General features: G+C 65.1%; 23 protein-coding genes, 1 tRNA gene and 1 pseudogene. 12 read left to right on the top strand and 13 right to left on the bottom strand.

What is annotated here, in order from left to right:
- Positions 1-5: 5 nt before the first annotated feature.
- Positions 6-986, bottom strand: a complete 981-nt coding sequence (locus tag XI09_RS29765) for a helix-turn-helix domain-containing protein (protein ID WP_271570007.1) — start codon at positions 984-986, stop codon at positions 6-8.
- A gap of 151 nt (positions 987-1,137) precedes the next feature.
- Between XI09_RS29765 and XI09_RS29760 the strand changes: the two genes are divergently transcribed.
- Positions 1,138-1,863, top strand: coding sequence for an alpha/beta hydrolase (locus XI09_RS29760; protein ID WP_271570006.1), 726 nt, complete (start codon positions 1,138-1,140; stop codon positions 1,861-1,863).
- A 39-nt stretch (positions 1,864-1,902) separates the two neighbouring features.
- Here the strand turns inward: XI09_RS29760 and XI09_RS29755 are convergent, their stop codons facing one another.
- A complete protein-coding gene (locus XI09_RS29755; protein WP_271570005.1) occupies positions 1,903-2,787 on the bottom strand; it encodes a LysR family transcriptional regulator in 885 nt (294 codons plus the stop codon).
- Positions 2,788-2,891: 104 nt separating this feature from the next.
- On the opposite strand from XI09_RS29755, the gene XI09_RS29750 reads away from it, so the two are divergent.
- From XI09_RS29750 to XI09_RS29740, 3 genes are read left to right on the top strand one after another with little or no spacing between them, the layout of a single operon-like run.
- Positions 2,892-3,320, top strand: coding sequence for a DoxX family protein (locus tag XI09_RS29750; protein ID WP_271570004.1), 429 nt, complete (start codon positions 2,892-2,894; stop codon positions 3,318-3,320).
- 20 nt (positions 3,321-3,340) lie between these two features.
- The gene (locus XI09_RS29745; protein WP_271570003.1) at positions 3,341-3,799 is read left to right on the top strand and encodes a DsrE family protein; all 459 of its coding nucleotides are present in this window, start codon (positions 3,341-3,343) and stop codon (positions 3,797-3,799) included.
- On the top strand, positions 3,792-4,397 hold the full coding sequence (locus tag XI09_RS29740) for a TlpA disulfide reductase family protein (RefSeq protein WP_271570002.1): 606 nt from the start codon (positions 3,792-3,794) through the stop codon (positions 4,395-4,397). Before XI09_RS29745 ends, XI09_RS29740 begins: the two co-directional genes overlap by 8 nt.
- 5 nt (positions 4,398-4,402) lie before the next feature.
- Here XI09_RS29740 and XI09_RS29735 read toward each other — a convergent pair whose 3' ends face one another.
- From XI09_RS29735 to XI09_RS29725, 3 genes are all read right to left on the bottom strand, one after another.
- Entirely contained in the window at positions 4,403-5,542 is a 1,140-nt protein-coding gene (locus XI09_RS29735) for an amidohydrolase/deacetylase family metallohydrolase (RefSeq protein ID WP_271570001.1), read from the bottom strand.
- A 140-nt stretch (positions 5,543-5,682) separates the two neighbouring features.
- Positions 5,683-6,822 carry a DUF2252 family protein gene (locus XI09_RS29730; RefSeq protein ID WP_271570000.1) on the bottom strand — a complete coding sequence of 380 codons (1,140 nt, stop codon included), beginning with the start codon at positions 6,820-6,822 and terminating at the stop codon, positions 5,683-5,685.
- Between the two features lie 239 nt (positions 6,823-7,061).
- Positions 7,062-7,138: transfer RNA gene (locus tag XI09_RS29725), tRNA-Arg, on the bottom strand.
- A 142-nt stretch (positions 7,139-7,280) separates the two neighbouring features.
- Here XI09_RS29725 and XI09_RS29720 point away from each other — a divergent pair.
- Both XI09_RS29720 and XI09_RS29715 read left to right on the top strand, forming a co-directional pair.
- A complete protein-coding gene (locus XI09_RS29720; protein WP_271569999.1) occupies positions 7,281-7,634 on the top strand; it encodes a VOC family protein in 354 nt (117 codons plus the stop codon).
- A 124-nt stretch (positions 7,635-7,758) separates the two neighbouring features.
- The gene (locus XI09_RS29715; RefSeq protein WP_135215901.1) at positions 7,759-8,052 is read left to right on the top strand and encodes a GYD domain-containing protein; all 294 of its coding nucleotides are present in this window, start codon (positions 7,759-7,761) and stop codon (positions 8,050-8,052) included.
- Between the two features lie 57 nt (positions 8,053-8,109).
- On the opposite strand, the gene XI09_RS29710 is transcribed toward XI09_RS29715, so the two are convergent.
- The 6 genes and pseudogenes from XI09_RS29710 to XI09_RS29685 form a co-directional block, all read right to left on the bottom strand.
- Complete coding sequence (locus XI09_RS29710; RefSeq protein WP_271569998.1) at positions 8,110-9,066, bottom strand: tripartite tricarboxylate transporter substrate-binding protein; 957 nt, start codon at positions 9,064-9,066, stop codon at positions 8,110-8,112.
- Between the two features lie 124 nt (positions 9,067-9,190).
- A complete protein-coding gene (locus XI09_RS29705) occupies positions 9,191-9,562 on the bottom strand; it encodes a cupin domain-containing protein (RefSeq protein ID WP_271569997.1) in 372 nt (123 codons plus the stop codon).
- Positions 9,563-9,582: 20 nt separating this feature from the next.
- Positions 9,583-10,497, bottom strand: coding sequence for a hypothetical protein (locus XI09_RS29700; RefSeq protein ID WP_271569996.1), 915 nt, complete (start codon positions 10,495-10,497; stop codon positions 9,583-9,585).
- 111 nt (positions 10,498-10,608) lie between these two features.
- Entirely contained in the window at positions 10,609-11,247 is a 639-nt protein-coding gene (locus XI09_RS29695; protein ID WP_271569995.1) for an RraA family protein, read from the bottom strand.
- A gap of 26 nt (positions 11,248-11,273) precedes the next feature.
- Positions 11,274-12,791 carry an AMP-binding protein gene (locus tag XI09_RS29690; protein WP_271569994.1) on the bottom strand — a complete coding sequence of 506 codons (1,518 nt, stop codon included), beginning with the start codon at positions 12,789-12,791 and terminating at the stop codon, positions 11,274-11,276.
- Between the two features lie 96 nt (positions 12,792-12,887).
- A pseudogene (locus tag XI09_RS29685) lies at positions 12,888-13,896 on the bottom strand (alpha/beta hydrolase).
- 208 nt (positions 13,897-14,104) lie between these two features.
- On the opposite strand from XI09_RS29685, the gene XI09_RS29680 reads away from it, so the two are divergent.
- Entirely contained in the window at positions 14,105-14,725 is a 621-nt protein-coding gene (locus tag XI09_RS29680) for a hypothetical protein (RefSeq protein WP_271569993.1), read from the top strand.
- A 459-nt stretch (positions 14,726-15,184) separates the two neighbouring features.
- Here the strand turns inward: XI09_RS29680 and XI09_RS29675 are convergent, their stop codons facing one another.
- Positions 15,185-16,186: a 2-dehydropantoate 2-reductase gene (locus XI09_RS29675; RefSeq protein WP_271569992.1), complete on the bottom strand. Its 1,002-nt coding sequence runs from the start codon at positions 16,184-16,186 to the stop codon at positions 15,185-15,187.
- 161 nt (positions 16,187-16,347) lie between these two features.
- Between XI09_RS29675 and XI09_RS29670 the strand changes: the two genes are divergently transcribed.
- Positions 16,348-16,944: a YidB family protein gene (locus XI09_RS29670; protein WP_271569991.1), complete on the top strand. Its 597-nt coding sequence runs from the start codon at positions 16,348-16,350 to the stop codon at positions 16,942-16,944.
- Between the two features lie 42 nt (positions 16,945-16,986).
- A complete protein-coding gene (locus XI09_RS29665; protein ID WP_271569990.1) occupies positions 16,987-17,259 on the top strand; it encodes a GlsB/YeaQ/YmgE family stress response membrane protein in 273 nt (90 codons plus the stop codon).
- Positions 17,260-17,433: 174 nt separating this feature from the next.
- On the opposite strand, the gene XI09_RS29660 is transcribed toward XI09_RS29665, so the two are convergent.
- Positions 17,434-18,219 (bottom strand): SDR family NAD(P)-dependent oxidoreductase, encoded by a 786-nt coding sequence (locus XI09_RS29660; RefSeq protein ID WP_271569989.1) that lies wholly within the window; start codon positions 18,217-18,219, stop codon positions 17,434-17,436.
- 260 nt (positions 18,220-18,479) lie between these two features.
- Here XI09_RS29660 and XI09_RS29655 point away from each other — a divergent pair, with 260 nt between their 5' ends.
- The 3 genes from XI09_RS29655 to XI09_RS29645 all read left to right on the top strand — a co-directional run bounded on the left by XI09_RS29655 (position 18,480) and on the right by XI09_RS29645 (position 21,723).
- Complete coding sequence (locus XI09_RS29655; protein WP_271569988.1) at positions 18,480-19,544, top strand: acyl-CoA dehydrogenase family protein; 1,065 nt, start codon at positions 18,480-18,482, stop codon at positions 19,542-19,544.
- Positions 19,545-19,560: 16 nt separating this feature from the next.
- Positions 19,561-20,721, top strand: a complete 1,161-nt coding sequence (locus XI09_RS29650; RefSeq protein ID WP_271569987.1) for an acyl-CoA dehydrogenase family protein — start codon at positions 19,561-19,563, stop codon at positions 20,719-20,721.
- A gap of 189 nt (positions 20,722-20,910) precedes the next feature.
- The gene (locus tag XI09_RS29645) at positions 20,911-21,723 is read left to right on the top strand and encodes an enoyl-CoA hydratase/isomerase family protein (RefSeq protein WP_271569986.1); all 813 of its coding nucleotides are present in this window, start codon (positions 20,911-20,913) and stop codon (positions 21,721-21,723) included.
- Positions 21,724-21,765: the final 42 nt, after the last annotated feature.

Raw genomic sequence — 21,765 nt, 5'->3', positions numbered from 1 at the left:
GCCGCTCAGCCCGCACGCCAATCGCGCGGCCGGCAGCCGAAGCGCTGCTTGAAGCGCCGCGTGAAGTGGGAGAGATCCGAAAAGCCCCAGTCGAACGCAATGGCGCCGATCGCGCGGCCGCAGAGTGCCGGATCCTTCAGGTCGGCCGCCGCGCCGACGAGGCGGCGATCCATCACATAGTCCGAGAACGTCGTGCCCGAGCGCTCGAACAGCTTGTGGACGTAGCGCTCGCTGATGCCGACCGCGCCGGCGACCGCCGCGACCGTCAATCCCGGCTCGCACAGCCGCTCGTGAATGGCACGGCGCAGCGCCAGCACGGTGGCGTCCGCAAAACTTGCGACTTCGGCCGTCTGCGCCCGCGAGCGGCGCGACAGGCTGAGCGCAACGAGATCGAGCAGCACGTCGAACAGCCGAACGCTGTCCTCTTCCGTCATCCGCAATGCGCCGGCGTTCAGGGAGCGCGCGGTCTCGATGATGAGGTGACCGACATGGGGATCGTCGGACACGCGCTCGGCCCTGAAATCGAACGACGGCGGCAGCCGGTCGCGCAAGGCGCGCGACGGCACCCAGAATGAAGCGACCTTCAGCGTCGGGCCGCGATCGTGCAACAGCGTCACCTCGCGGTCGCTGTCGACGATGCCGACCTGGCCGCGCGACAGGCTGACCTCGCGGCCGTCCTGGAGCATGCGGCAGCGCCCGGCGAGCTTGAAGTTGAGATAGAAGCAGCTATCGCGCGATGCCGCGATATCGGCACGCGAACGATTCACGGTGTGCTCGGGAAACATCACCCGGTTGATTGCGCCGGTGCCGAGCCCGATCGTCTCCACCTTGGCCGGGAAGTGCGACGTCGTCGCCGATTCCGGCGTCAGGTTCATGAAGGCCTGGCAGATCGCCTCGCGGTAGTAGGAAAACTGCTCGTCCGGCCGGGTCTGTGCGGTGTTCCAGATCACGTGCCGCGGCCGGCTTGGGGAATTGACCTGCTCCATCAGTTCGCTCCGAGACCAATCCGGTTCAGCGCCAGACAAGCGCGCGGCATCCCGGCCGGTTCAATATGGCGGCAACAACGACAAAGACCGGCGTTCGGCCGGCAAGGCCATCGCCCCGCCGATCTAACCAGCCTTCCGAGGGAGCTACAATATGTCGACCTACGTTCTCGTTCACGGCGCCTGGCACACCGGTGCCGAGCTCGAACCGGTCGCAGCGCCGATCCGGGCCGCCGGCCATCAGGTCCACCTCCCGACCATCAAGGGCAACCGCCCCGGCGATGCCAAGACGACGGGGCTGAAGGAGGCGATCCAATCGATCGCGGATTACCTCACCGAGAACAATCTGACGGACGTGATCCTGCTCGGTCACTCCTATGGCGGCATGGTCATCACCGGCGTTGCCGACCTCGTGCCGGAGCGCATCCGCCGCCTTGTCTACTGGAACGCCTTCGTGCCCAACAATGGCGAGTCGCTCAACGACATGGTGCCGCCGCACTATATCGGGCTGTTCGACATGATCGCGGCCGAGCGCGGCGACGGCTCGGTGGTGCTCCCCTTCCCGATCTGGCGCGAGGCCTTCATCAACGACGCCGATCTCGAACTGGCGCAGCGCGCCTACGACATTCTCAATCCGCATCCGCTGAAGACCTTCAGCGACAAGATTGCGCTGAAGACCAATCCGGCGGAGATGCCGCTGGCAAAATCCTACATCAACTGCACCGAAGACACCGCGCTGCCGCACGGCTATCCCTGGCATCCACGGCTGTCGGAGAAGCTCGGCCTGTTTCGCCTCGTGCAGGTGCCGGGGAGCCACGAACTGTGCTTCTCCGATCCGGCGCGCCTTGCCAGGGCGATCATGGCAGCAGGACGCGACTGACGGGGCCGTTCCAGGCCTTGCTCCCGTCGCTGTAGCCGCTCACCTCATCCGCTTGTCGGCGGCGACGAAGTCGATGAAGGTCCTCACCTTCGCGGAGAGGTATTTGCGGCTCGGATAGACCGCGAACAGGCGCCCGTCGAAGATGACGTCGTCGGGCAGGATATGCACGAGCCGACCGGCGGCGATGTCGTCAGCGACCAGCCATTTCGGCAGGAAGGCGAAGCCCATGCCTTCCAGCGCGGCCATGTGCAGCAGCGTCTCGTTGCCGCTGCGCAGGACCGGATTGAGCTTGACGGTCTCGACCGTGCCATTCCTGTTCAGGGAGAAGCTCTCGCCCGGATAGAGCGCGTAGTGCAACAGCGCCTGGCCGGCAAGATCGGCGAACTTCGTGGGGCGTCCGGCGCGTTTGAGGAACGCGGGGGCTGCAACCAACAAGAACGGGACCTTGGTGATGGGACGCGCGATCAGCGCCTCGTCCGGCGTGCCGGTCGCGCGCAGGGCGAGATCGAATCCCTCCTCGACCAGATTGACCAGCCGCCCGCTGAGATCGACGTCGAGACACACCTCCGGATAGCGGGCCTGGTAATCCGCCAGCACGCCCGCGAAGATCGCATTCGCCATCCACACCGGCGCGGTCAGCCGCAACGTGCCGCGCGGAACGACCGTCGCCTTGCTGACAGCGGCCTCGACCTCGTCGAGCGAATCCAGCATCTGCCGCGCCTGCTCGAAATAGAGCGCGCCGCTTTCGCTCAGGCTGACCCGCCGGCTGGTGCGGTTGAGCAGCCGCGTGCCCAGCCGCTTCTCGAGCTGCATCACGTGCTTGCTCGCCATGGCGGGAGAAATGCGCAGGCGCTGCGCCGCGGTCGCAAAGCTCTTCAGCTCCGCGACCAGGCAAAACACCCTCATACTGACCAGCGAATCCATGAAATCATCAACATCCAGGAAAGGAATCAATCCTGGAACGCATAATGATCAAATAAGGCGAAACCATCAAATGGTGGCAACCCTCACATCCTGGAGACCCCACCATGTCCGCCACCACCATCGAGACCGCCACCCCGGGCCGCGCCCTTCGTATCGGCCTCTGGGCCGCTCAGGGCCTGATCTTCTTCGTGTTCACCTCGGCCGGGCTGGTCAAGCTGCTGACCCCCATCCCTCAGCTGGCCGCGATGATGCCTTGGGCCGGGCAGTATTCCGAAACCTTCGTCCGAATCATCGGACTGATCGACCTCGCCGGCGGGATCGGCATCCTGCTGCCGGCCCTGACGCGGATCCTGCCGCGGCTGACGGTGCTGGCCGCGCTGGGCTGCACCGTGTTGCAGGTGTTCGCGCTCACCTTCCACCTCTCGCGCGGCGAGGCTGACGTCACGCCACTCAATGTCGTCCTGCTTGCGCTCAGCCTGTTCGTGTTGTGGGGACGCGGCCGCAAGGCGCCGATCGCGCCGCGACAGTTCTGAGCGGCAGGAACGCCGCCGCGATGATGTCAGCCAATGGATGGTCCCGGAGGGGCCTGCTCGCAGGCACCGCGGTCCTCACCGCGGGCGGCGCCGCCGCCAGGGAGGACCGTCTCGTCGACGGCGTCGTGATCCTGATCGACAGCAACGAGCCCTATGTCATGGGACATGCGATCAGCTACTCGGCCAACCTCGCAAAGCACTTCGCCGACAAGGGCGCGCGATTGCTGATCGAGGTCGTCGCCAACGGCAAGGGCATCGACGTCTTCCGGGCGGACAAGACCCCGCTGGTCGAGCCGCTCGCGACGTTGCGGCAGTCGCTGCCCAATCTCACCTACAGCATGTGCGCATCGTCAAAGGCGATCGCGGAAGCCAAGGAGCAGGTCTCGATTCAGCTGATATCAGGCGCCAGCCTCGTCCCCTTCGGTATCGGCCGCGTGGTCGATCTGCAACTCAAGGGCTGGGCCTATATCCATGCGTGAGAAGCCCCGTGCGCAAGGCACGACACTGTCCAGACGAGCGCTGCTGATGGCCGCGCCGGCGATCCTTCTCGCTCCGCGCGCAGGCCGCGCGCAGGGCGGCGATCCCGCCTGGCCGCCGGTGTTCGAGGCCGGCCGCAGCCAGTTTACCGTGGTGCGGCCTCGCGCAACGATGCCACAGCTCAGGCTTCAGGACCTGCATGGAAAAGACGTTGTGCTGACGGCGCGGCCGGGCCGGATCACGCTCGTCAATTTCTGGGCGACGTGGTGCGCGGCCTGCCGGCTCGATCTGCCTGTGCTGGCAAGCCTCGCGGGATCGCGGCCGGACCGGCTCGACGTCGTCGCGATCTGCACCGACACGAAGGACCTGCGCAAGATCCGCGCGTTCCTCGGCGGTCTCGCCGTGCAGAACCTCGCCTGCTACGTCGATGCGTATGGCACGACGGCGGAAGCCTCAGCCTCCGTCTTCACGCTCGTCGGCATGCCCGTGACCTATCTGGTCGGCGCGAGCAATCACGTCGAGGGGTACATCACCGGCGCACCCGACTGGCTCTCGCCGGCGGGCGCACGGTTGCTGCAATTCTATCGCGAGCAAGCCTGATCCGCTCAATTCGGATGCCACCAGCGGCCGCCGATGACCACGCCTTCGGATGCGATCTTACGATCTCCGATCAGGTGCTCGCCGACGACGTCCTCATAGTCGAACTGGCCTCGGCTGACCGAGATCAGCGTGGCGTCGCCGACGCAGCCCGGCTTGAGGCTGCCGAGCTCGGGGCGCCGCAGCGCCATCGCCGCGTTCACCGTCGAGGCGGCGATCACATCGGACAGCTCCATGCCCATGCACAAGAACTTCGACATGGTCGTCACCTGGTCGAAGGCCGGGCCATCGATGCAGAGCTGATGGATGTCGGAGGAGATGGTGTCCGGATAGAAGCCGTTGGCGAGCATCGCGCGCGCGGTCTTGAAGGCGAACGAGCCCTTGCCGTGGCCGATGTCGAACAGCACGCCGCGCTCGCGTGCATCCAGCACCGCCTTCTTCACCGTGCCTTGCGCCGTCGCCGGCGTGTTGGGGAAGGGACGGAACGCATGGGTCAGCACGTCGCCGGGACGCAGGCGGGCCAGCACCTCCTCATAGCTCGGCGGCGGATGGTCGATATGCGCCATCAGGGGCATGCCGACCTCGTTCGCGACCTCGAGCGCGATGTCGAGCGGCACGACCCCCGAGGTGCCGGAGGAGTGCAAGCCCACGCGCACCTTGATGCCGACGATGAGATCGCGGTTGGCATCCGCCACCTTGGCCGCCTCGATCGGATTCATCAGCCGCAACTCCTCGCTCTCGCCGACCATGATCCGGTGCGAGAAGCCGAAGATGCCGGCATGCGAAACGTGCAGATATGCGAGGATGCGGACCTGGCTCGGCTCGATCACATGCTTGCGGAAGCCCGCGAAATTGCCGGGCCCCGCGCTGCCGGTGTCCACCGCCGTGGTGACGCCGGAGAGACGGCAGAATTCCTCGGCATCGATGCCGAGCGAGGTGCCGCCCCAATAGACATGGGTGTGCAGATCGATCAGCCCCGGCGTCACGATGAGCTGCGAGACGTCGCGCACCTCCGTACCCGGATCGGCCTTGAGCCCGCTGCCTACCGCCGCCACCTTGCCGCCGGAAAAGGCAACGTCGGTCACGGCATCGAGCTTCTGGGACGGGTCGACCACACGGCCGCCGCGCAGGATCAGGTCGAAAGGCATTGTTGTCTCCGGATATGGCAAGGCATTGCCAGTGGCGGGGGAGCGGCACGTATACCCGCACCGCCCTCCTGCCCATAGCAAATGTTGCACCAACCGGGCAAAGCGCGGGGACGATCCTGAGCGGGCCGGCGACTTACCGATCAGCCCTGCCTGCCCCACTCCTTGAAATCTTCTTCAACGAATGCGGCGGCGGCCTTTGCAGCGGCATGGAGCCAATCATTGTCGCGCTTTTTCAGGTCTGCAGCGATCTTCGCCGACGCCCCCGTCGCGGCGTGAACGGCGCCGAGGTCGAAGCCCATGACGTTGAGCAGATCGAGCTCCAGTCTCATATTCGCGTGATCGCCGAGATTGATCTTGCGCGAGTCGGGCGCAATGCGCCGAATTACGAAGCCGCTTTGGCGTTCGACCACGAGGTGTGGATCGGGCGCTCGAAACGGACCTCTCGCGAGCGTCAGAAAGCGAGGCTTGCCTTGCTGACGATGGGCCCAGTCCCAGGCCGACGGCACCAGCGCCTTCGCCTCCCTGACGACTTGGCCACCGCTCCAATTGGCAATGGCGAGGAAACGCGGGCGACCCAGACTGCCGGCGCCTGCCGCACGTGTCGCGAAATGATCAAAGGAGGCGTTGTGCGGTAAATTCCTGCGGAGCGCCGCGGCAACAGGAGGCGGCGGTGGCAGCGGTCGCCCCTTGCGCCGGTATTTCTCCACGTCGTCCCAGAACTCATCGCGCTCCTTGTCGGTACATGCAACGTAGGTGCGCATCCAGCTGGCGTCTTCATCCAGGAGCGAGGGCCGCGGATGTTCGAGACCCTTCCTGTAGCCGTCGAGAATCGACTTTGCGGCGTCGCCATTGCCGACGTGGGTCATCGCCCGCACCTTCTTTTTCTTGGCCTTGGGCGCAAGCCGGGCGCTTGTGGCCAGCCGCACGAGATCGAAGGGATATGCGATGTTCGCGGCCTCGTCGAAATCGTTGACGCCCCAGACGAGGCGTCCTTCCGCGTCGCGCCAGGTCCCGAAATTTTCGATATGGGTATCGCCCACGGACAACACGCGCGGCGCTCGGCTCAAATCCGGGCAGAGCGCTTCGATGCAATTGGCCCAGCGGAAGAAGGTTGCGCGAAGGAAGACGAACGGGTCGTCTTTCATCTTCTTGTGCTTTTCATCGAGGTCGGGCTCGACGACCTTGCATTGGCGGCGCAGCCAGCGCTCAAAATCTCGATTATCGTCCAAGAACGAACGCGACGCGGGCCCGCCGCTGCCATTTGGCTTTTGCTTGATCACGGCCAGAGCTCTCTCAAAAGAATGACGATAAGCCAGCCCGCAGAGATGATTGCGGCAGGCTGCTTTGCTATGAAAAGGACTTTAAAAAGGTTCAACCTCAGAGCGAGAACGATAGCCCGTTCGCTACTCGTCCGCTAGCGAGGGCCGCAGGGCACGAGCAAGCACGGCAAATCCTGAGAAGCAGGATGCACGTGGGAGCCCCAGGATCTGGCGAACGACCCGCTAAGTATCTGAGGAAATGGCGATCCCGGGAAGACTCGAACTTCCGACCTACGGTTTAGGAAACCGTCGCTCTATCCGGCTGAGCTACGGGACCGCGGAACCTGCGGGTGCGGGTTCGGCCCCCTCATAGCAGAGCAGGATACGGTTCGCCAGCCGCAAGGCGGGCCGGATCATCGTCAACCTGACCAAGGCGGCTGTACAATCGCGCCCAGGTCCCTCTCGGCGGAGCAGCTCACATGATCGAAAGCATCAGCGCCATCACGCTCGGCACGCATGACATGGGGCGCGCCGTGCACTTCTACCGTTCGCTGGGGTTCGAGCTCCTGTATGGCGGCGAAGCCGCTGCATTCACCAGCTTTCGCGCCGGCACCGGCTATCTCAACCTGACGGCGCAGCCGGACGACAAGCGCTGGTCCTGGTGGGGCCGCATCATCTTCTACGTCGACGACGTCGACGGGACCTACGAGCGCGCACGCGCCGCCGGATGGCAGCCTTCGACCACGCCGCGCGATGCAGAATGGGGTGAGCGCTACTTCCATCTCACCGACCCCGACGGCCATGAGCTCAGTTTCGCGCGGCCGTTGTCCTGACCGAATAAGTCACATCCGCTGACGTTCACAACGCGCAAGTAGCGCTGTCTCAGCCGCTGTGGCAAGCTCGGCGCGGTTGCCTCAAGCGAGAATTGTATCTGGGTTCTAACCAGGGAGGACGACCATGGTAACCTATGTCGTGCTGGCGAACTTCACTGATCAGGGAGTCCGCAACGTCAAGGACTCGCCGAAGCGGGCCGACGCCTTCAAGGAGATGGCCAAAACGTTCGGCGTAACCGTGAAAGAGATCGTCTGGACGCAGGGACGATATGACGTTGTGACCGTTCTCGAGGCTCCAGATGAGGCTGCTGCAATGTCGCTCAGCCTTAGTCTCAGCGCGCTCGGCAATGTCCGCACCGAAACGCTGCGCGCGTTTTCGGCGGCAGATATGACAAAGATCGTCGGCAAGATGCTCTGACGCTCAAGCCCGCGCGAGCGCACTGGACCCGGGATGGCAATCCCGGGAACAGGCCTCTCATGCCCTGATATTGTTCTCGCGCACCACCTTGCCCCAGTAGCTGACCTGCTTGTCGAAGAAGGTCTTGAACGCTGCGCCGTCCTGAAGCAGCAGCGTCATGTGCTGCGTCTCCTTGAGCTGGGCGGCGGTCGCGGGCTCGCTCAGGATCTCCTTGGACGCCGTCGCCATGGCGGCGACGATGTCGGGCGGCGTGCCTGCGGGCGCGAAGATGCCCCACCAGGCCAGCGTCTCGAAGTCCGGAAAGCCGGCCTCGATCGCGGTCTGCGTATCCGGCAGCGCCGGCAGCCGCTCGCGGCCGAGTTGCAGGATCGGACGCAGCATGTTGGAGCCGAGCTGGGCTGCGACCAGCGCCGCCGATCCCGCGATCAGATCGACATGGCCGCCGAGCACGTCGTTCATGGCCGGACCGCCGCCGCGATAAGGCACGTGCATGATCTCGACGCCGGCCTTGTTGCCGAGCACGGTCATCGCGAGATGGCCGAGCGTGCCGATGCCGACGGAGGCGTATTTCACCGCGCCGGGGGTGGCCTTGCAGGCCGCGACCACGTCGGCAAAGCGCTTGTAGGGACGGCCGGCGCCGGCCGCGATCACGTAAGGCGCAGTGCCGATCAGGAGCACCGGCATCAGCTCGCGCTCGACATCGACCGGCGGCTTGTCGAGGATGGACGGGATCACCGCGTGGGAATCGAAGGTGACCAGGAACGACGTGCCGTCCGGCGGGCTCTTGGCGACCTGCGCGGCGCCGAGCGCGCCGGCGGCGCCCGACTTGTTCTCGACCACGACGATGCGGCCAAGCTTGGTTTGCAGGTTGCTCTGGAGCAGCCGCGCCATCGCGTCGGTCGAGCCGCCCGGCGGGAACGGCACGACCAGCGTGATCTTGCCGGCCTGCGCCGCCGCGGGCGCCATCGCCAGGATTGCGGGCGCTGCCAGCAGCGCGCGTCGCGTGATCGTCATCGTCCCCTCCCTTGTGTTTCCGCGCCCGGCTTTTGCTCTTTGGCGCTAGGACATGATCCGGAAAAGCGTGTATCGGTTTTCCGAAAGGATCATGCTCAGAAAATAACCTAAAGCACAAAGCGCTTCAGGTCGTCCCGAAGCCCGACCCCGCTTTTTTGTATTCTGGCCGTGGTGGACTGAAAATGTCCAGCACGCGTGCACCCTCGGGGCCGGCGCGCATGGTGTGCGGCACATGACCGGGCGTGCGCCAGAAGTCGCCCTTCTTCACCGGGATTTCCTCATCGCCCTGGACGCGGATCGCGGAGCCGTCGAGCAGCACGCCCCATTGCTCCTCGGGATGATGATGCAGCGTGCCCTGCGCATGCGGCGCCAGCGTCACCACCGACAGCATCGCCTGCTCGCCGGAGAAGATGCGCGTGGTCACGCCGGCGGCGAGTTCGCGAAACAGCCCGTCGTCGGGATTGTCGAGATTGTGGAATTCTTCCTTCTGGCTCACGTCATTTTCCCTTCTACGTTTTATCTTGCTGCAGACTGACGCACGGCGGCCAAGAGCCGGTCTTTGAACTCGCCCCTCAAGGTCACAAACAAGCTCGACCATTTCCGGCTCTTGTACTCGCAGCCACCTCGTGGACAATATTCTTTATCTCGATAGTCCCCGAAAACGACGCCAAGCAGGGTCATTCGACGGCCCCACAGACGAAAGAGGGCGCTCCCTGACGCCCCGAACTCGAACTCGCAGTTCGTTTCAAATGTCTGCCAATCCCTCACGTCACGTATTTGGCACTCCTGGATCGTCTTGTTGAACGGCCCGTCCTTGTCCGTCTTGCCTGTGGCTTCGATATCATAACCGACAACCGCCAGAACATGCTCCAGCTCCACCAGAGTTTCGGGCTGCTCATAAATTTCGTACGGCGTCACGTCTGCGGGAAATTCAAGTCTTGCGACGGCCCAATCGACGCTGCCCTGTCTCGGTGCAGCATCAACGCAGGTGCCCATCCATAGAGCCGCGGACAAGGGAATGATTCGCTTCTCTGCTCCCAAATAGTACTCGAATGTGCACTTGTCGGGTGACGTATGAGGTTTGCAGGCGTCCCGAAATGCGTGAGCCGCCGTCGTGATCACGTCGCGCGCTCCGGTGACTTGAGCGCTACTGGCTCCGCCGGGACATCGTAGGACTCCACTTGCCGCGAAGCGCTTTCGCACCTCACCTTGGGACAGCCCGTTTGCCTTTGCGTAAGTCTCTTCCGTCATCCGCCGTTCTGGATCCGCCAAAGCGACAGTAACTGTCGCCGGCTTGGGATGATTGTTGGTGGCCTCGCGCATCCCCCACGAACCAGCCTCGTGGCTTCCAGAGACCAACAGAAGGAGAAAGCCAGGCAGGAGGATCGCGTAGTTCCTCATCACTTGAAGTAACCCCAGCATCAAAAGCATGAGACAAGTTTGGCCGGAATAAAGATTGTGAAATCACTTTGGAAAGCAGCAATGGCCGACATCGACCTGCCGTCAACTCAACCATTGCTTTTGGCTTAAGCCTCGCGTCGATCAGGCTTTGCCGTATGAGCCCTGGTAGCGGCCCTCGCGGATCGCCTTCAGCGTCTCCTCCTCGCGCGCGACCTGGGCGCGCACGGCCTCCAGCAATGCAGCCGCACCGGCGGCGGGAAACGACACCACGCCATCCTCGTCGCCGACGACGATGTCGCCGGGCGAGATCACGCTGCCGCCGACCGACACAGGCACGTTGATCTCGCCGGGGCCGTTCTTGTAGGGGCCGCGGTGGATGACAGTGCGGGCATAGCAGGGGAAGTCGTCCGCGGCGAAGGCCGCGACATCGCGGATCGCGCCGTCGATCACATAGCCTTCGGCTTTGCGCCACTGCGCGATGTTCTTCATGATCTCGCCGACCAGCGCGCGGGTCTCGTCGCCGCCGCCATCGACCACGATGACGTCGCCGGGACCGACCAGCTCGAGCGCGCGGTGGATGGCGAGATTGTCGCCGGGCCGGGTGCGCACCGTGAAGGCCGTGCCCACCAGCTTGCCGCCGCGATGATAGGGTTTGAGCCCCACCGCGCCCGGCAGCCGGGCGAGATTGTCTGAAATGACGGAGGTGGGCGCACCTCGAAAGCCCTCGATGATATCGGCCGGCGGCTTCGGCACGCTGTTGGCTGCGATCGTGATGGTCATGTCAAAGAGTCCTTTCGAGAATCTTCTTATTCGGCGTGCGCCCGCGCCTTCGCCGGCATGATCCGGAAGGCGCGCCCTTCCTTCATCCACGCCGCGCGCTCGTCGCGCAACAATGTTCTGCGAACCTTGCCTGAATCATCGCGCGGCGGGGCGCCGACGATCTCGAAACTCTCGGGGTGCTTATAGCGGCTGAGCCTGTCCTTCAAGAAGTCCGCCATGCCGTCGGCGATGGCCTGGCCGTCCGCGTCCAGCTCCGGCTCGATGATGGCATGCACGCGCTGGCCCAATTCCGGATCGGGCAGTCCTACCACCACGCAGGAGCGCACGCCGGGGCAGGCGGAGACGGCGGCCTCGACCTCGGCCGGATAGATGTTGGCACCGCCGCGCAGCACCATGTCGGCGAGGCGGTCGCCGAGATAGAGATAGCCTTCCGCATCCAGCCTGCCGATATCGCCGAGCGATTCCCAGCCGTCGGTGCTGCGCTTCGGCTCTGCGCCGAGATAGTGATAGGTGGCGTCCTTGCCGTCATTGTTGAGGAAATAGATCTCGCCGGTCTCGCCCGGCGCGACGTCGTTGCCGTCCTCGCCGATGATGCGCAAGCGTGCCGTCTCGCCGATCTTGCCGACCGAGCCCTTGTGCGTCAGCCATTCGGTGCCGGAGATGATGCAGGAGCCTTGCCGCTCGGTGCCGCCATAGAGCTCCCAGACCCGCTCGGGCCCGAGCCAGGCGATCCAGTTCTCCTTCAGCCAGGGCGGCATCGGAGCTGCCATGTGAAACACGGTCTGAAGGCTCGACACATCGTAGGCCTTGCGCACGTTCTCCGGCAGCGCCCAGATCCGGTGCATCATGGTCGGCACGAAATTGACCCATTGCACACGCTCGCGCTCGATCAGCCGCAGCGTCTCCTCGGCATCGAACTTGACGAGGCCGGTGAGCTGGCCACCGGTGAACAGCGCGTAGTGCGACACGATGAACGGCGCATTGTGGTAGAGTGGGCCGGGATTGAGCAGCGAGACCCCGAAGGGGATGTTGAGCGGCGGCGCGGCGACGGTGTCGGTCACCGCCGGCTGATGATCGAGAATCACTTTCGGTCGGCCGGTCGAGCCGCCGCTGGTCATGGCCTTCCAGTAGCGCGCCACCGGCGGATTGAGCGGCGCGTCCGAAAACCCATCCGGCACGAAATCCGCAGGCAGCCGGTTCGGCGCGTTCCAGTCGGCCTCGCCGCCGACCACCAGCGCAGGCTTGAGGATGTCGAGCACCGCGGCGGCTTCGCCGCGCGGCAGCCGCCATGACAACGAGGTCGGCGTCGCTCCGCACTTCCACACCGCGAAGGACGTCTCGAAGAACGCATTGCCGTTGGGCAATCCGATCGCCACGAAGTCGCCGGGCTTGACGCCCTTGGCCGCAAACGCCCGCGCGCGCCGGTTGGCGCCGCGCTCGAGCTCGTCCCATGTCAGCGTATCCTGCCCATGGCGGATGGCGATCGTGCCTTCGGGTTTGCGCTCGGCATACCAGCGCGGCACGTCGGACAGGGGCAGCAGCATTGGGCGTTTCCACTTCGTCTTCTTGGCGGCGCCTCGGGGTGAGGCGCTCGCGGTGCGAAGTGTAACAGCCAGAGCCGGAGCTTCAAGGTAGCGGCGTCAGCGCTCTGCGCCGCAGCCCGGAATATCGAACAGCGCCGCGAGCCCGCATTTCGAGGTCAGCATCTTGTCGCCGTCATGGCCAACGCCGGCGACATCCCAGACCCTGTGATTGGGCGTGCCGTGGTCGCGCTTGGCCATCGCGTCCGCATAGGCGTGGCCGCGGGCGTAACGATAAGGCCCCTGCGCCTCTGCCATGCAGCTCTTGTCCAGCGCGGAATGCTTCGGATTGGTGTCGAGCGTGCCGAGCAGATAGATCACCTCGCGCTCGACATAGCGCTGTTCCAGCGCCGCCGGTGTCGCGTTCGCGAGATAGGGCGGCCGGTCGCCCATGCCGTATTTCCAGTTGTTGTAGCCCGGACAGGATGCGGCAATTGCGGGCACCGGCCGGTCGGCGCTGAAATAGGCATAGGACGAGGGGTTGGCGACGACATAGCGGACGTCGATGTGCTGGCGCGACAGCGCCGCCTCGCCCTTGCCGGCGATGGCATAGCGTTGCACGACCTGCCCGCCGCCGGAATGGCCGGCGACCACGACCTGCTTCAGGTTCGGGAAGATGCGCCGGTCGGAGAGTTTTGCGAGGATCGCATCGAGTGCCTCGAACGAGGAGACCGGATTGGGCGCAAGCGCGGCGTCGCCGCCCTCCCATCCCTCCAGCGACCAGCGCAGCGTCTCCTCCGCCAGCTTGTGCGCTTCGATATCGATCTCGGCAAGAAACTGCGGCACGATCATCAGCGCGCTCTTGCCGTCGTCGCCCGCCGCGGCCTGCGCGTTGTTGGCCGATATGTAATATTCGTCGGCGTTGCGCAGGCGTCCGTGCAGCACGATGATCGCGCGCGAGATCGCGGGCTGCGGCATCGACCAGTCGCGGGAGAGGTAGAGCGGCAGCATTCCCCGGCCGCCGACCGAGAGCCGCGCATCGGCGGTTGGGCGCATCCTCGTCCGCCGCGAAGGCATGGCCGCAAATCAGCACCAAGGCGAGTGCGGCAAATCGGGCCAGCGCTCTCATGACCGAGATTCTCCCCCAAATTCAGATCGATAAAACTGTAAACGCATCCGATGCCGCGCGGCTGTGACTCCCGCGCCACGTCAAGCAAAAAATGTCAGCATTGCAGCCATGAAATTCCCGGGTTCCACGGGTGACAAGCCGGCGATAAAGGGGCAAAAATTGGCCCGACTCAGTTCGGGTTGAGTTTGGCAAGGAATGCACTCGTAGAATGTCGGTCGTCGTTGCATCGCGTCGTGCGGCGCTTCTCGTTGCCGCAGCAGGATTTTTTCTGCTGACGCACACGCATGCCCAGGCGCAATGGTGGAAGCGCGCGCCCGTCGACTTCGAGGAATGCGCCGATACCGCCGAAAAGGCCGCAACCAAGGCCGAGAAGACATCCGCACTTGCCGACTGCAACGCCAAGTTCGCCGGCCGCCGCAAGGCAGGCGGCGGCTACACCTATTACGACTTCCTCCAGGACCGCACCTTCGACATCGCAGGTCCCAACCCGACGCCGGAAGAGCAGAAGAAGATCGACGAAGCCTACACCGGCTATCTCGCCAATCAGCGCCGCAGCAACGAAGCGGCCCAAGCCACCGCGCGTCAGCAGCGCGAGCAGCAGGAACAACAGGCGCAGCAGATCCAGCAGGTCGCGCTGCGGACCGACGTCGAGCGCGTACCCGTCCCGGTCGAGCGGCCGAAGGTGCAGCAGACTGTCGGCCAGCGACCGAAGGGCGCATGCACCAAGGGCTCATTCTCCTGCGAATGGCCGCGCCTGTCGGAAGGTTTGAACGAGCTGAAGAAGCTGTTCAATCCGACGCCGAGCAAGCCGGCGGCGAAGAAGGGGTGAGCTGAGGGCCGCCACACACTTCGCTGTCGTCCCGGACAAGCGCAGCGAAGCGGAGCGCAGATCCGGGATCCATAACCCCAGGGAGTGGTTATGGAGCGAGTTGCTAACCACGAGTCTTCGCCAAACTCCTCCCTGTGGTGATGGGTCCCGGATCGGCGCGCGCTTGGGGCGCGCTTGTCCGGGACGACAGCTGAGTCCGGGACGACAGCTGAGGGTGCGGCGTCAGTTCGTAGGTTTTTTCTTGCTACGCTTGGATGTCACCACAGGCGCCGTCGCCGGTGAACTGCCCAACTGCGACCTGCTCTCCTGCAACCGCCTGTCATAGCCGGGAGAGTTCATGACGGTCGGCGGCCGGGCTTGCGCAAGCGTGGACGCGCCGCAGAGCACAGCCAGTGCGAATCCGATCATCAAGAAACGCCTCATCGTTGCTCCTCCGGTCGCACGGCATGCACTCAGGCGCTACCCGCGAATCTGCTGCGGCGTCAGCCCGGGCGGGCCGTTGCCGGCGACTTCAGCCTCCTTGATCAGCGCAACAATGCGGCGCATCAGCGGCACATTGACATTGTTCTGCTCGGCAAGCGCGATGACCGCGCCCTGGAGATAGTCGATCTCGGTCTTGCGGCCCTGCTTCAGATCCTGCCACATCGAGGAGCGCGCCTCGGGATCGATCTTCATGGTCCGCCCCAGGATCGCGTTGAAGATCATGTCGGGCAATTGCAGCAATGTCGGCGTCCAGTTCAGCGGGATCGGCGTCGCGGAGACCGGATTGATGCCGGCGGCCTTCATCGCGGCCAGCCCCTCTGCCATCTGGTCGGCGAACAATTTTCGCCAGTCGCGGTTTGCCAGTTGCGCGGCGAGCGGCATGTCCGACAAGGCGCTGAGCGCGTTGTTCAGGTTGATGATCAGCTTGCCCCATTGCACGCCGGTGATGTCGCGGCTCGCGCGCATCGAAAGGCCAGCCACCGAGAGCGCCCCGGCCGTGTTCCCGGCGTCCTCTCCGACATGGATGTCGCCGGAGGTCGAGCGGTGGAAGCGGCCCTCGCCCATCGCGACCACGTTGAAAGGCACCATGCCGGCCAGCACGCGCCGGCCGCCGAGACGCTCGCGCAGCACCGCGACATTGCCAACGCCATTCTGAAGCGAGACGATGACGGCATCCTGCGGCGCATGCTGCGCGATCTGCTCCGCGACATCGGCGGTGTCGGCGCTCTTCACCGCCACCAGCACGATGCCGGCGCTATGGAAGATCGAAGGGTCTTCCGACAGCGCGAGCTGGCCGGCCCCGAGCCTCTTCTCGGAGCCGTCGAAATCGGTCAGCCGCAGGCCGAACCGCTCGATCTCGGTCTTCACCCGCGGCCGCACCAGCAGCGCGACGCGGCGGCCCGAGGCCGCCAGCATGCCGCCGACGAAACAGCCGATGGCGCCCGCGCCGGCCACCACGATCGGTCGATCCGTAACCACTGACCTCGCTCCCTGAATGACCGGCCTTCGATAGCAGAGGCGAGGCCAGCTGCCCATCGCATCGCAGCCGCCTTGTAACCGTCATGAGTGCCCCATATGTTCTCGCCCCGGGGGCAGTCAGCGGCGAGCGCTCGCCGAACGAGACGCCAAAGGAGAGCACCATGGGTCTACTCGACGTCCTCAACGGCATGCAGAACGGCCCGCGCGGCCCCAGCACACCCAGCTCCGAGAAATCCTCCGGCGGCATGTCGCCGATGACCATGGCGCTGCTCGGCCTGCTCGCCTGGAAGGCATTCAAGCATCTGACGGCAGGCCAGCCGGGCGCGGCGCCTGCCCCGCAGCAGCGCTCACCGTTGCCGCCTCCGACGCCTGTAAATACCGGCAACGCCACGATTCCCGGAGGAAGCGGCGGCGGTCTCAGCGATCTGCTCAAAGGCGGCCTCGGCGGCCTGCTCGCAGGCGGCGCGGCCGGCACCGTGCTGAGCGGCGGTCTCGGCGATCTCCTCAATCAGCTCCAGCAGGGCGGCCACGGCGAGGCCGCGAATTCCTGGGTCGGCAAGGGCGAGAACAAGCCGATCGCGCCCGGCGATCTCGCGAGCGCACTCGGCGCGGACCAGATCGAGAGCCTGTCCGCCCAGAGCGGCCTGTCGCGCGAGGAGCTGCTCTCCGGCCTCAGCCAATATCTGCCGCAGGTGATCGACCACCTGACGCCGGACGGACGGCTGCCGACCGAGAACGAACTCTCGGGCAGAATTTAATCGAAGATTGATCTGCGCGTTCTCGGGAAGGGGAGCATTGTCATGAGCATGGGCGGCCTGTTGTGGATCATCGTCGTCGGCTTCATCGCCGGCCTCATCGCGCGCTGGCTCGCGCCGGGGCCGAACAATCCGAGCGGCTTCATCCTCACCACCATCCTCGGCATCGCCGGTGCGTTTCTGGCGACCTTCGTCGGCCAGGCCATCGGCCATTACGGTCCGGACCAGGGCGCCGGCTTCATCATGGCCACGATCGGCGCGGTGGTGGTGCTGTTCATTTGGCACCGGCTGGTGACGAGCGGCGTGATAAAAGGCTAAACACATTCGGTGTCGTCCCGGACAAGCGCGCCCCAAGCGCGCGCCGATCCGGGACCCATAACCACAGGGAGGAGTTTGGCGAAGACTCGGAGTTACCAGTCTCGCGCCAAACTCCTCCCCGTGGTTATGGGTCCCCGCTTTCGCGGGGACGACATTTGAGTGTGCCGCGCGATCTCACGTAATCAAATGCATCCCCGCATCCATGCGCACGACCTCGCCGGTCATGTTGCTGGAGGCCGGCATCGCCAGGAAGCAGACGAGCTGCGCGATGTCTTCGGCGGATGATGCGACCTTGAGCGGCACCTTCGCCACCACGCTGTCGCGCACCTGCTTTGCGCCGGCCTCGCCGCGGCCCTTGGTGAACCAGGGCGTGTCGATATAGCCGGGGCATACCGTGTTGACGCGGATCAGCGGCGCCAGCGCGCGCGACAGCGACAGCGTCATGGTGTTGAGCGCGCCCTTGCTCGCGGCATAGGCGATCGACGAGCCGACGCCGCTGATGCCGGCCACCGACGACACGTTCACGACCGCCGACGCCCGCCCCGACGCCTTCGCGCCGGCTTCCAGCAGGCTGCGCGCCGCGCGCACCATCTGGAACGGGCCGATGGTGTTGACGCCATAGAGGCGCTGGAAATCTTCCGCCGATAATCCGTCGAGATCGGCATGAGCGACGTGCTTGGTGGTGCCGGCATTGTTGACGAGCACGTCGAGCCGACCCCAGCCGCCAGCTGCCGCAACGATCTTGCGGCAATCCTCATCCTTGGAAACGTCGCCCTGGGCGACCAGCACTTCCGCAGCGCCGGCCTTGCGGCAGAGCTCCGCCGTGGCCTCGGCTTCCTTCTGGCTCGACGAATAGTTGATGACGAGCCGCGCCCCGCTCCGTGCGAGAATTTCCGCGGTCGCTGCACCCAGCCCGGATGCCGACCCCGTCACGATTGCGCACAAGCTGCCTTTGGCCATCCGGATTTCCTTCCCCTGTATCTGATGCAAGCGTTAAGTCGCTGGCCCTGTTTAGCGAGTTTGCCGCACCCTGCAAATCGAGCAAACTCCGCTAAGCGGAATTAGTCCAGACCGGTTCTTGCCCCCATGCCGGCGCCGCAGATGGGCTTGCGATCAACGCTTGTCAGGGCCATGGCTTTTTCAGATCATCGGGCGCAAGAAGAGACCGCGCGCCGGCTTGACCTGGCGGGACGCGCCAATGGCAAAACACGGGGAACGCTGTGGCGGAGAGTGACAATATCGTCGTCGAGACCGCGGAAAAAATCTTCGCCGATCTCGCCGATCCGCAAACCATCAACAACGACAAGAAGGATTCCTGGCAGGCGCCGCTGTGGCAGGCACTGAGCGAGGCCGGGCTGCCGCTGTCCTGGGTGCCGGATGATCTCGGCGGCTCCGGCGCGAGCCTTGCCGACGGCTTTGCGCTGCTCAACGCTGCCGGCCGCTTCGCGGTCGCGGTCCCCCTCGCCGAGACCATGCTGGCGGGCTGGCTGCTGGCGCAGGCCAGGATCGCCTCGCCCGAAGGCGCGATGACGGTCGTCCCGGCGTCGCCGAAGGATCGCATCACGCGCGATGCCGACGGCGCGCTCTCCGGCCGAGCCCGCGGCGTGCCCTTTGCGAAGGCCGCAAAGCATTTTGCCGTGCTGGCCCATGGCAAGGACGGCGCCGTGATCGCGCTGGTCGACGCGAGCAAGGGCCGGATCGAATCCGGGCTCAATGTCGGCTACGACCACAGCGACACCGTCACACTCGACAAGGTCCAGCCAATCACGACCAAGCCGGCGCCGAAGGGCTTTGACCAGACCACCCTGATGCTGATGGGCGGCGTCGCGCGCAGCCTTCAGATCGCGGGTGCGCTGGAATCGATGCTCGACATCTCCGTGCGCTACTCCAACGAGCGCGTCGCCTTCGAGAAGAAGATCTCGAAATTCCAGGCGGTGCAGCACAATCTCGCGCGCCTTGCCGGCGAATCCGCCGCAGCGCTCGCGGCCGCAACGTCCGCGGCCGACGCCCTTGCAAACGCAAAGTCGTTCGACGACGCGGTCTACCTGGAGGCCGCCTCAGCAAAGATCCGCTGCGCGGAAGCCGCCGAAAAGGGCGGTGCCATCGCGCATCAGGTCCATGGCGCGATCGGCTTTACCATGGAGCACATCCTGCACCGCTATTCGCTGCGCGCGCTGGCCTGGCGCGACGATTTCGGTTCGGAAAGCCACTGGGCTGTCGAGCTCGGCAAGCTGGTGGCCACACGCGGCGCCGACGAATTGTGGCCGCTGGTAGCTTCGCGTTGATCGGGAGACGAAACACATGACCGCTGCCCTCCGTTTCGATCCGATCCGCCTGCCCGAGAAATGCGAGCAATTGCGCAAGGAAGTCCGCGCCTTCCTCGCCGACGAAATCGCCGCCGGCACCTTCGATCCGCACAAGCCCAACCGCGAAGACACCGACGCGCCGGAATTTTCCCGCCGGGTCGGCGCCAGGGGCTGGCTCGGCATGACCTGGCCGAAGAAATATGGCGGCCAGGAGCGCTCCTTCCTCGAACGCTACGTGGTGACCGAGGAGATGCGCGTGGCCAATGCGCCGACGCGGCGCTTCTTCGTCGCCGACCGCCAGAGCGGGCCGGTGCTGCTGAAATACGCGCCCGAACATATCAAGATGGAGATCCTGCCGCGGATCTGCCGCGGCGAGATCTGCTTCGCGATCGGCATGAGCGAGCCGAACTCCGGCTCCGACCTGTTCGCGGCGAAGACCCGCGCGACCAAGACCGACGGCGGCTATCTCATCAACGGCACCAAGATCTGGACCTCGTCGGCGCACATCGCCGACTACATGATCGCGATCTTCCGGACGTCGCCGCCGACCAAGGAGAACCGCCGTCACGGCCTGACGCAGTTTTTGGTCAAGATGAAGCAGCCGGGCATCAAGGTGAACCCGATCGGCCAGATCACCGGCCAGTACGAGTTCAACGAGGTCGTCTTCACCGACTTCTTCGTCCCTGACGATCACGTGCTCGGCGAGGTCGACGGCGCCTGGAAGCAGGCAACGAGCGAGCTCGCCTATGAACGTTCGGGCCCCGAGCGCTTCCTGGAAACCTACTACGTGCTGACCGAGCTGGTCCGCGCGGTCGGCCCCAATCCGGACACGCGTAGCGCCGAAGGCATCGGCCGCCTGGTGGCCCAGCTCCACACCATGCGGCGCATGTCGGTCTCCGTTGCTGGCATGCTGCAAGCCGGCAAGGAGCCGGTGGTGGAAGCGTCCATCGTCAAGGACATCGGCACGGTCTGGGAGCAGCAGCTTCCGCATCGCGTGCGCGACCTTGCCGCCTTCGTCGAGGAGACCGCGACCAACCGCGAGACGCTGGAGCGGCAGCTCGACTTCGCCATCAAGACCGCGCCGAAACTCACCATCCAGGGCGGCACCACCGAGGTGCTCCGCGGCATCATCGCCCGCGGCTTGGGCTTGCGCTAGCGCTGATGAGAGCGAACTCCCGGCCGCACACTCCGTTCACCTCTCCCATCGGGAGAGGTCGGCGCGTAGCGCCGGGTGAGGGGTTACGGTCCCTCGATGGAGCACAACCCCTCACCCGATTTGCTGACGCAAATCGACCTCTCCCGATGGGAGAGGTGGTTCTTCGCTACTGAGATATTGGAGGCAAGAATGAGTACTTATACAGATATCGGCGTCGAGAAGGTCGGGCATGTCGGCACCATCGAGATCCGCCGGCCCCCGCTCAACTTCTTCGACATCTCGCTGATCAACCAGATCGCGGACGCGCTCGACGAGTTCGACCGCGACATCGAGATCCGCGCCTCGGTGCTCTCGGCGCAGGGCAAGGCGTTCTGCGCCGGCGCCAATTTTGGCGACCCGGCGCGACAAGCCCAGGAAGCGCGCGAGGCTGAGAAGAAGGGCGATCCGGCCGACAACCTCGGGCCGATCAGCCATCTCTACATCCAGGCCGTGCGTATCTTCCGCGCCAGGAAGCCGATCGTTGCGGCTGTGCAGGGCGCGGCCATCGGCGGCGGATTGGGCCTCGCGGTGTCCGCGGATTTCCGCGTCACCTGCCCCGAGGCCCGCTTCTCCGCGAACTTTACAAAACTCGGCTTCCATCCCGGCTTCGGCTTGACCGTGACGCTGCCGGAGCTGATCGGCAAGAACAATGCCGAGCTGATGTTCTACACCAGCCGCCGCGTCACCGGCGAAGAAGCGGTCAAATGGGGCCTCGCCAACGAGCTGGTGCCGCAGGACCAGGTGAAGTCGGCCGCGATGAAGCTCGCCGGCGAGATCGCCGAGTGCTCGCCGCTCGGCCTGCTGTCGACGCGCGCGACCATGCGCGCCAGTCTCGCCGACCGCGTCATGGCCGCGACCAACCACGAGCTCGCCGAGCAGACCCGCCTGCGCGCAACGGAAGACTTCAAGGAAGGCGTCAAGGCGACGGAAGAACGGCGCGCGGCGAACTTCAGGGGGCGGTAGTCAACGTATCGCGCCGGTGCTTCGGCAACCTCTCCTGTCGTC

Source organism: Bradyrhizobium sp. CCBAU 11386 (assembly GCF_028128955.1).
Lineage (GTDB): Bacteria > Pseudomonadota > Alphaproteobacteria > Rhizobiales > Xanthobacteraceae > Bradyrhizobium.
Note: the sequence above shows the minus strand (reverse complement) of the source record. Positions and strands in the feature narration are given on the sequence as shown.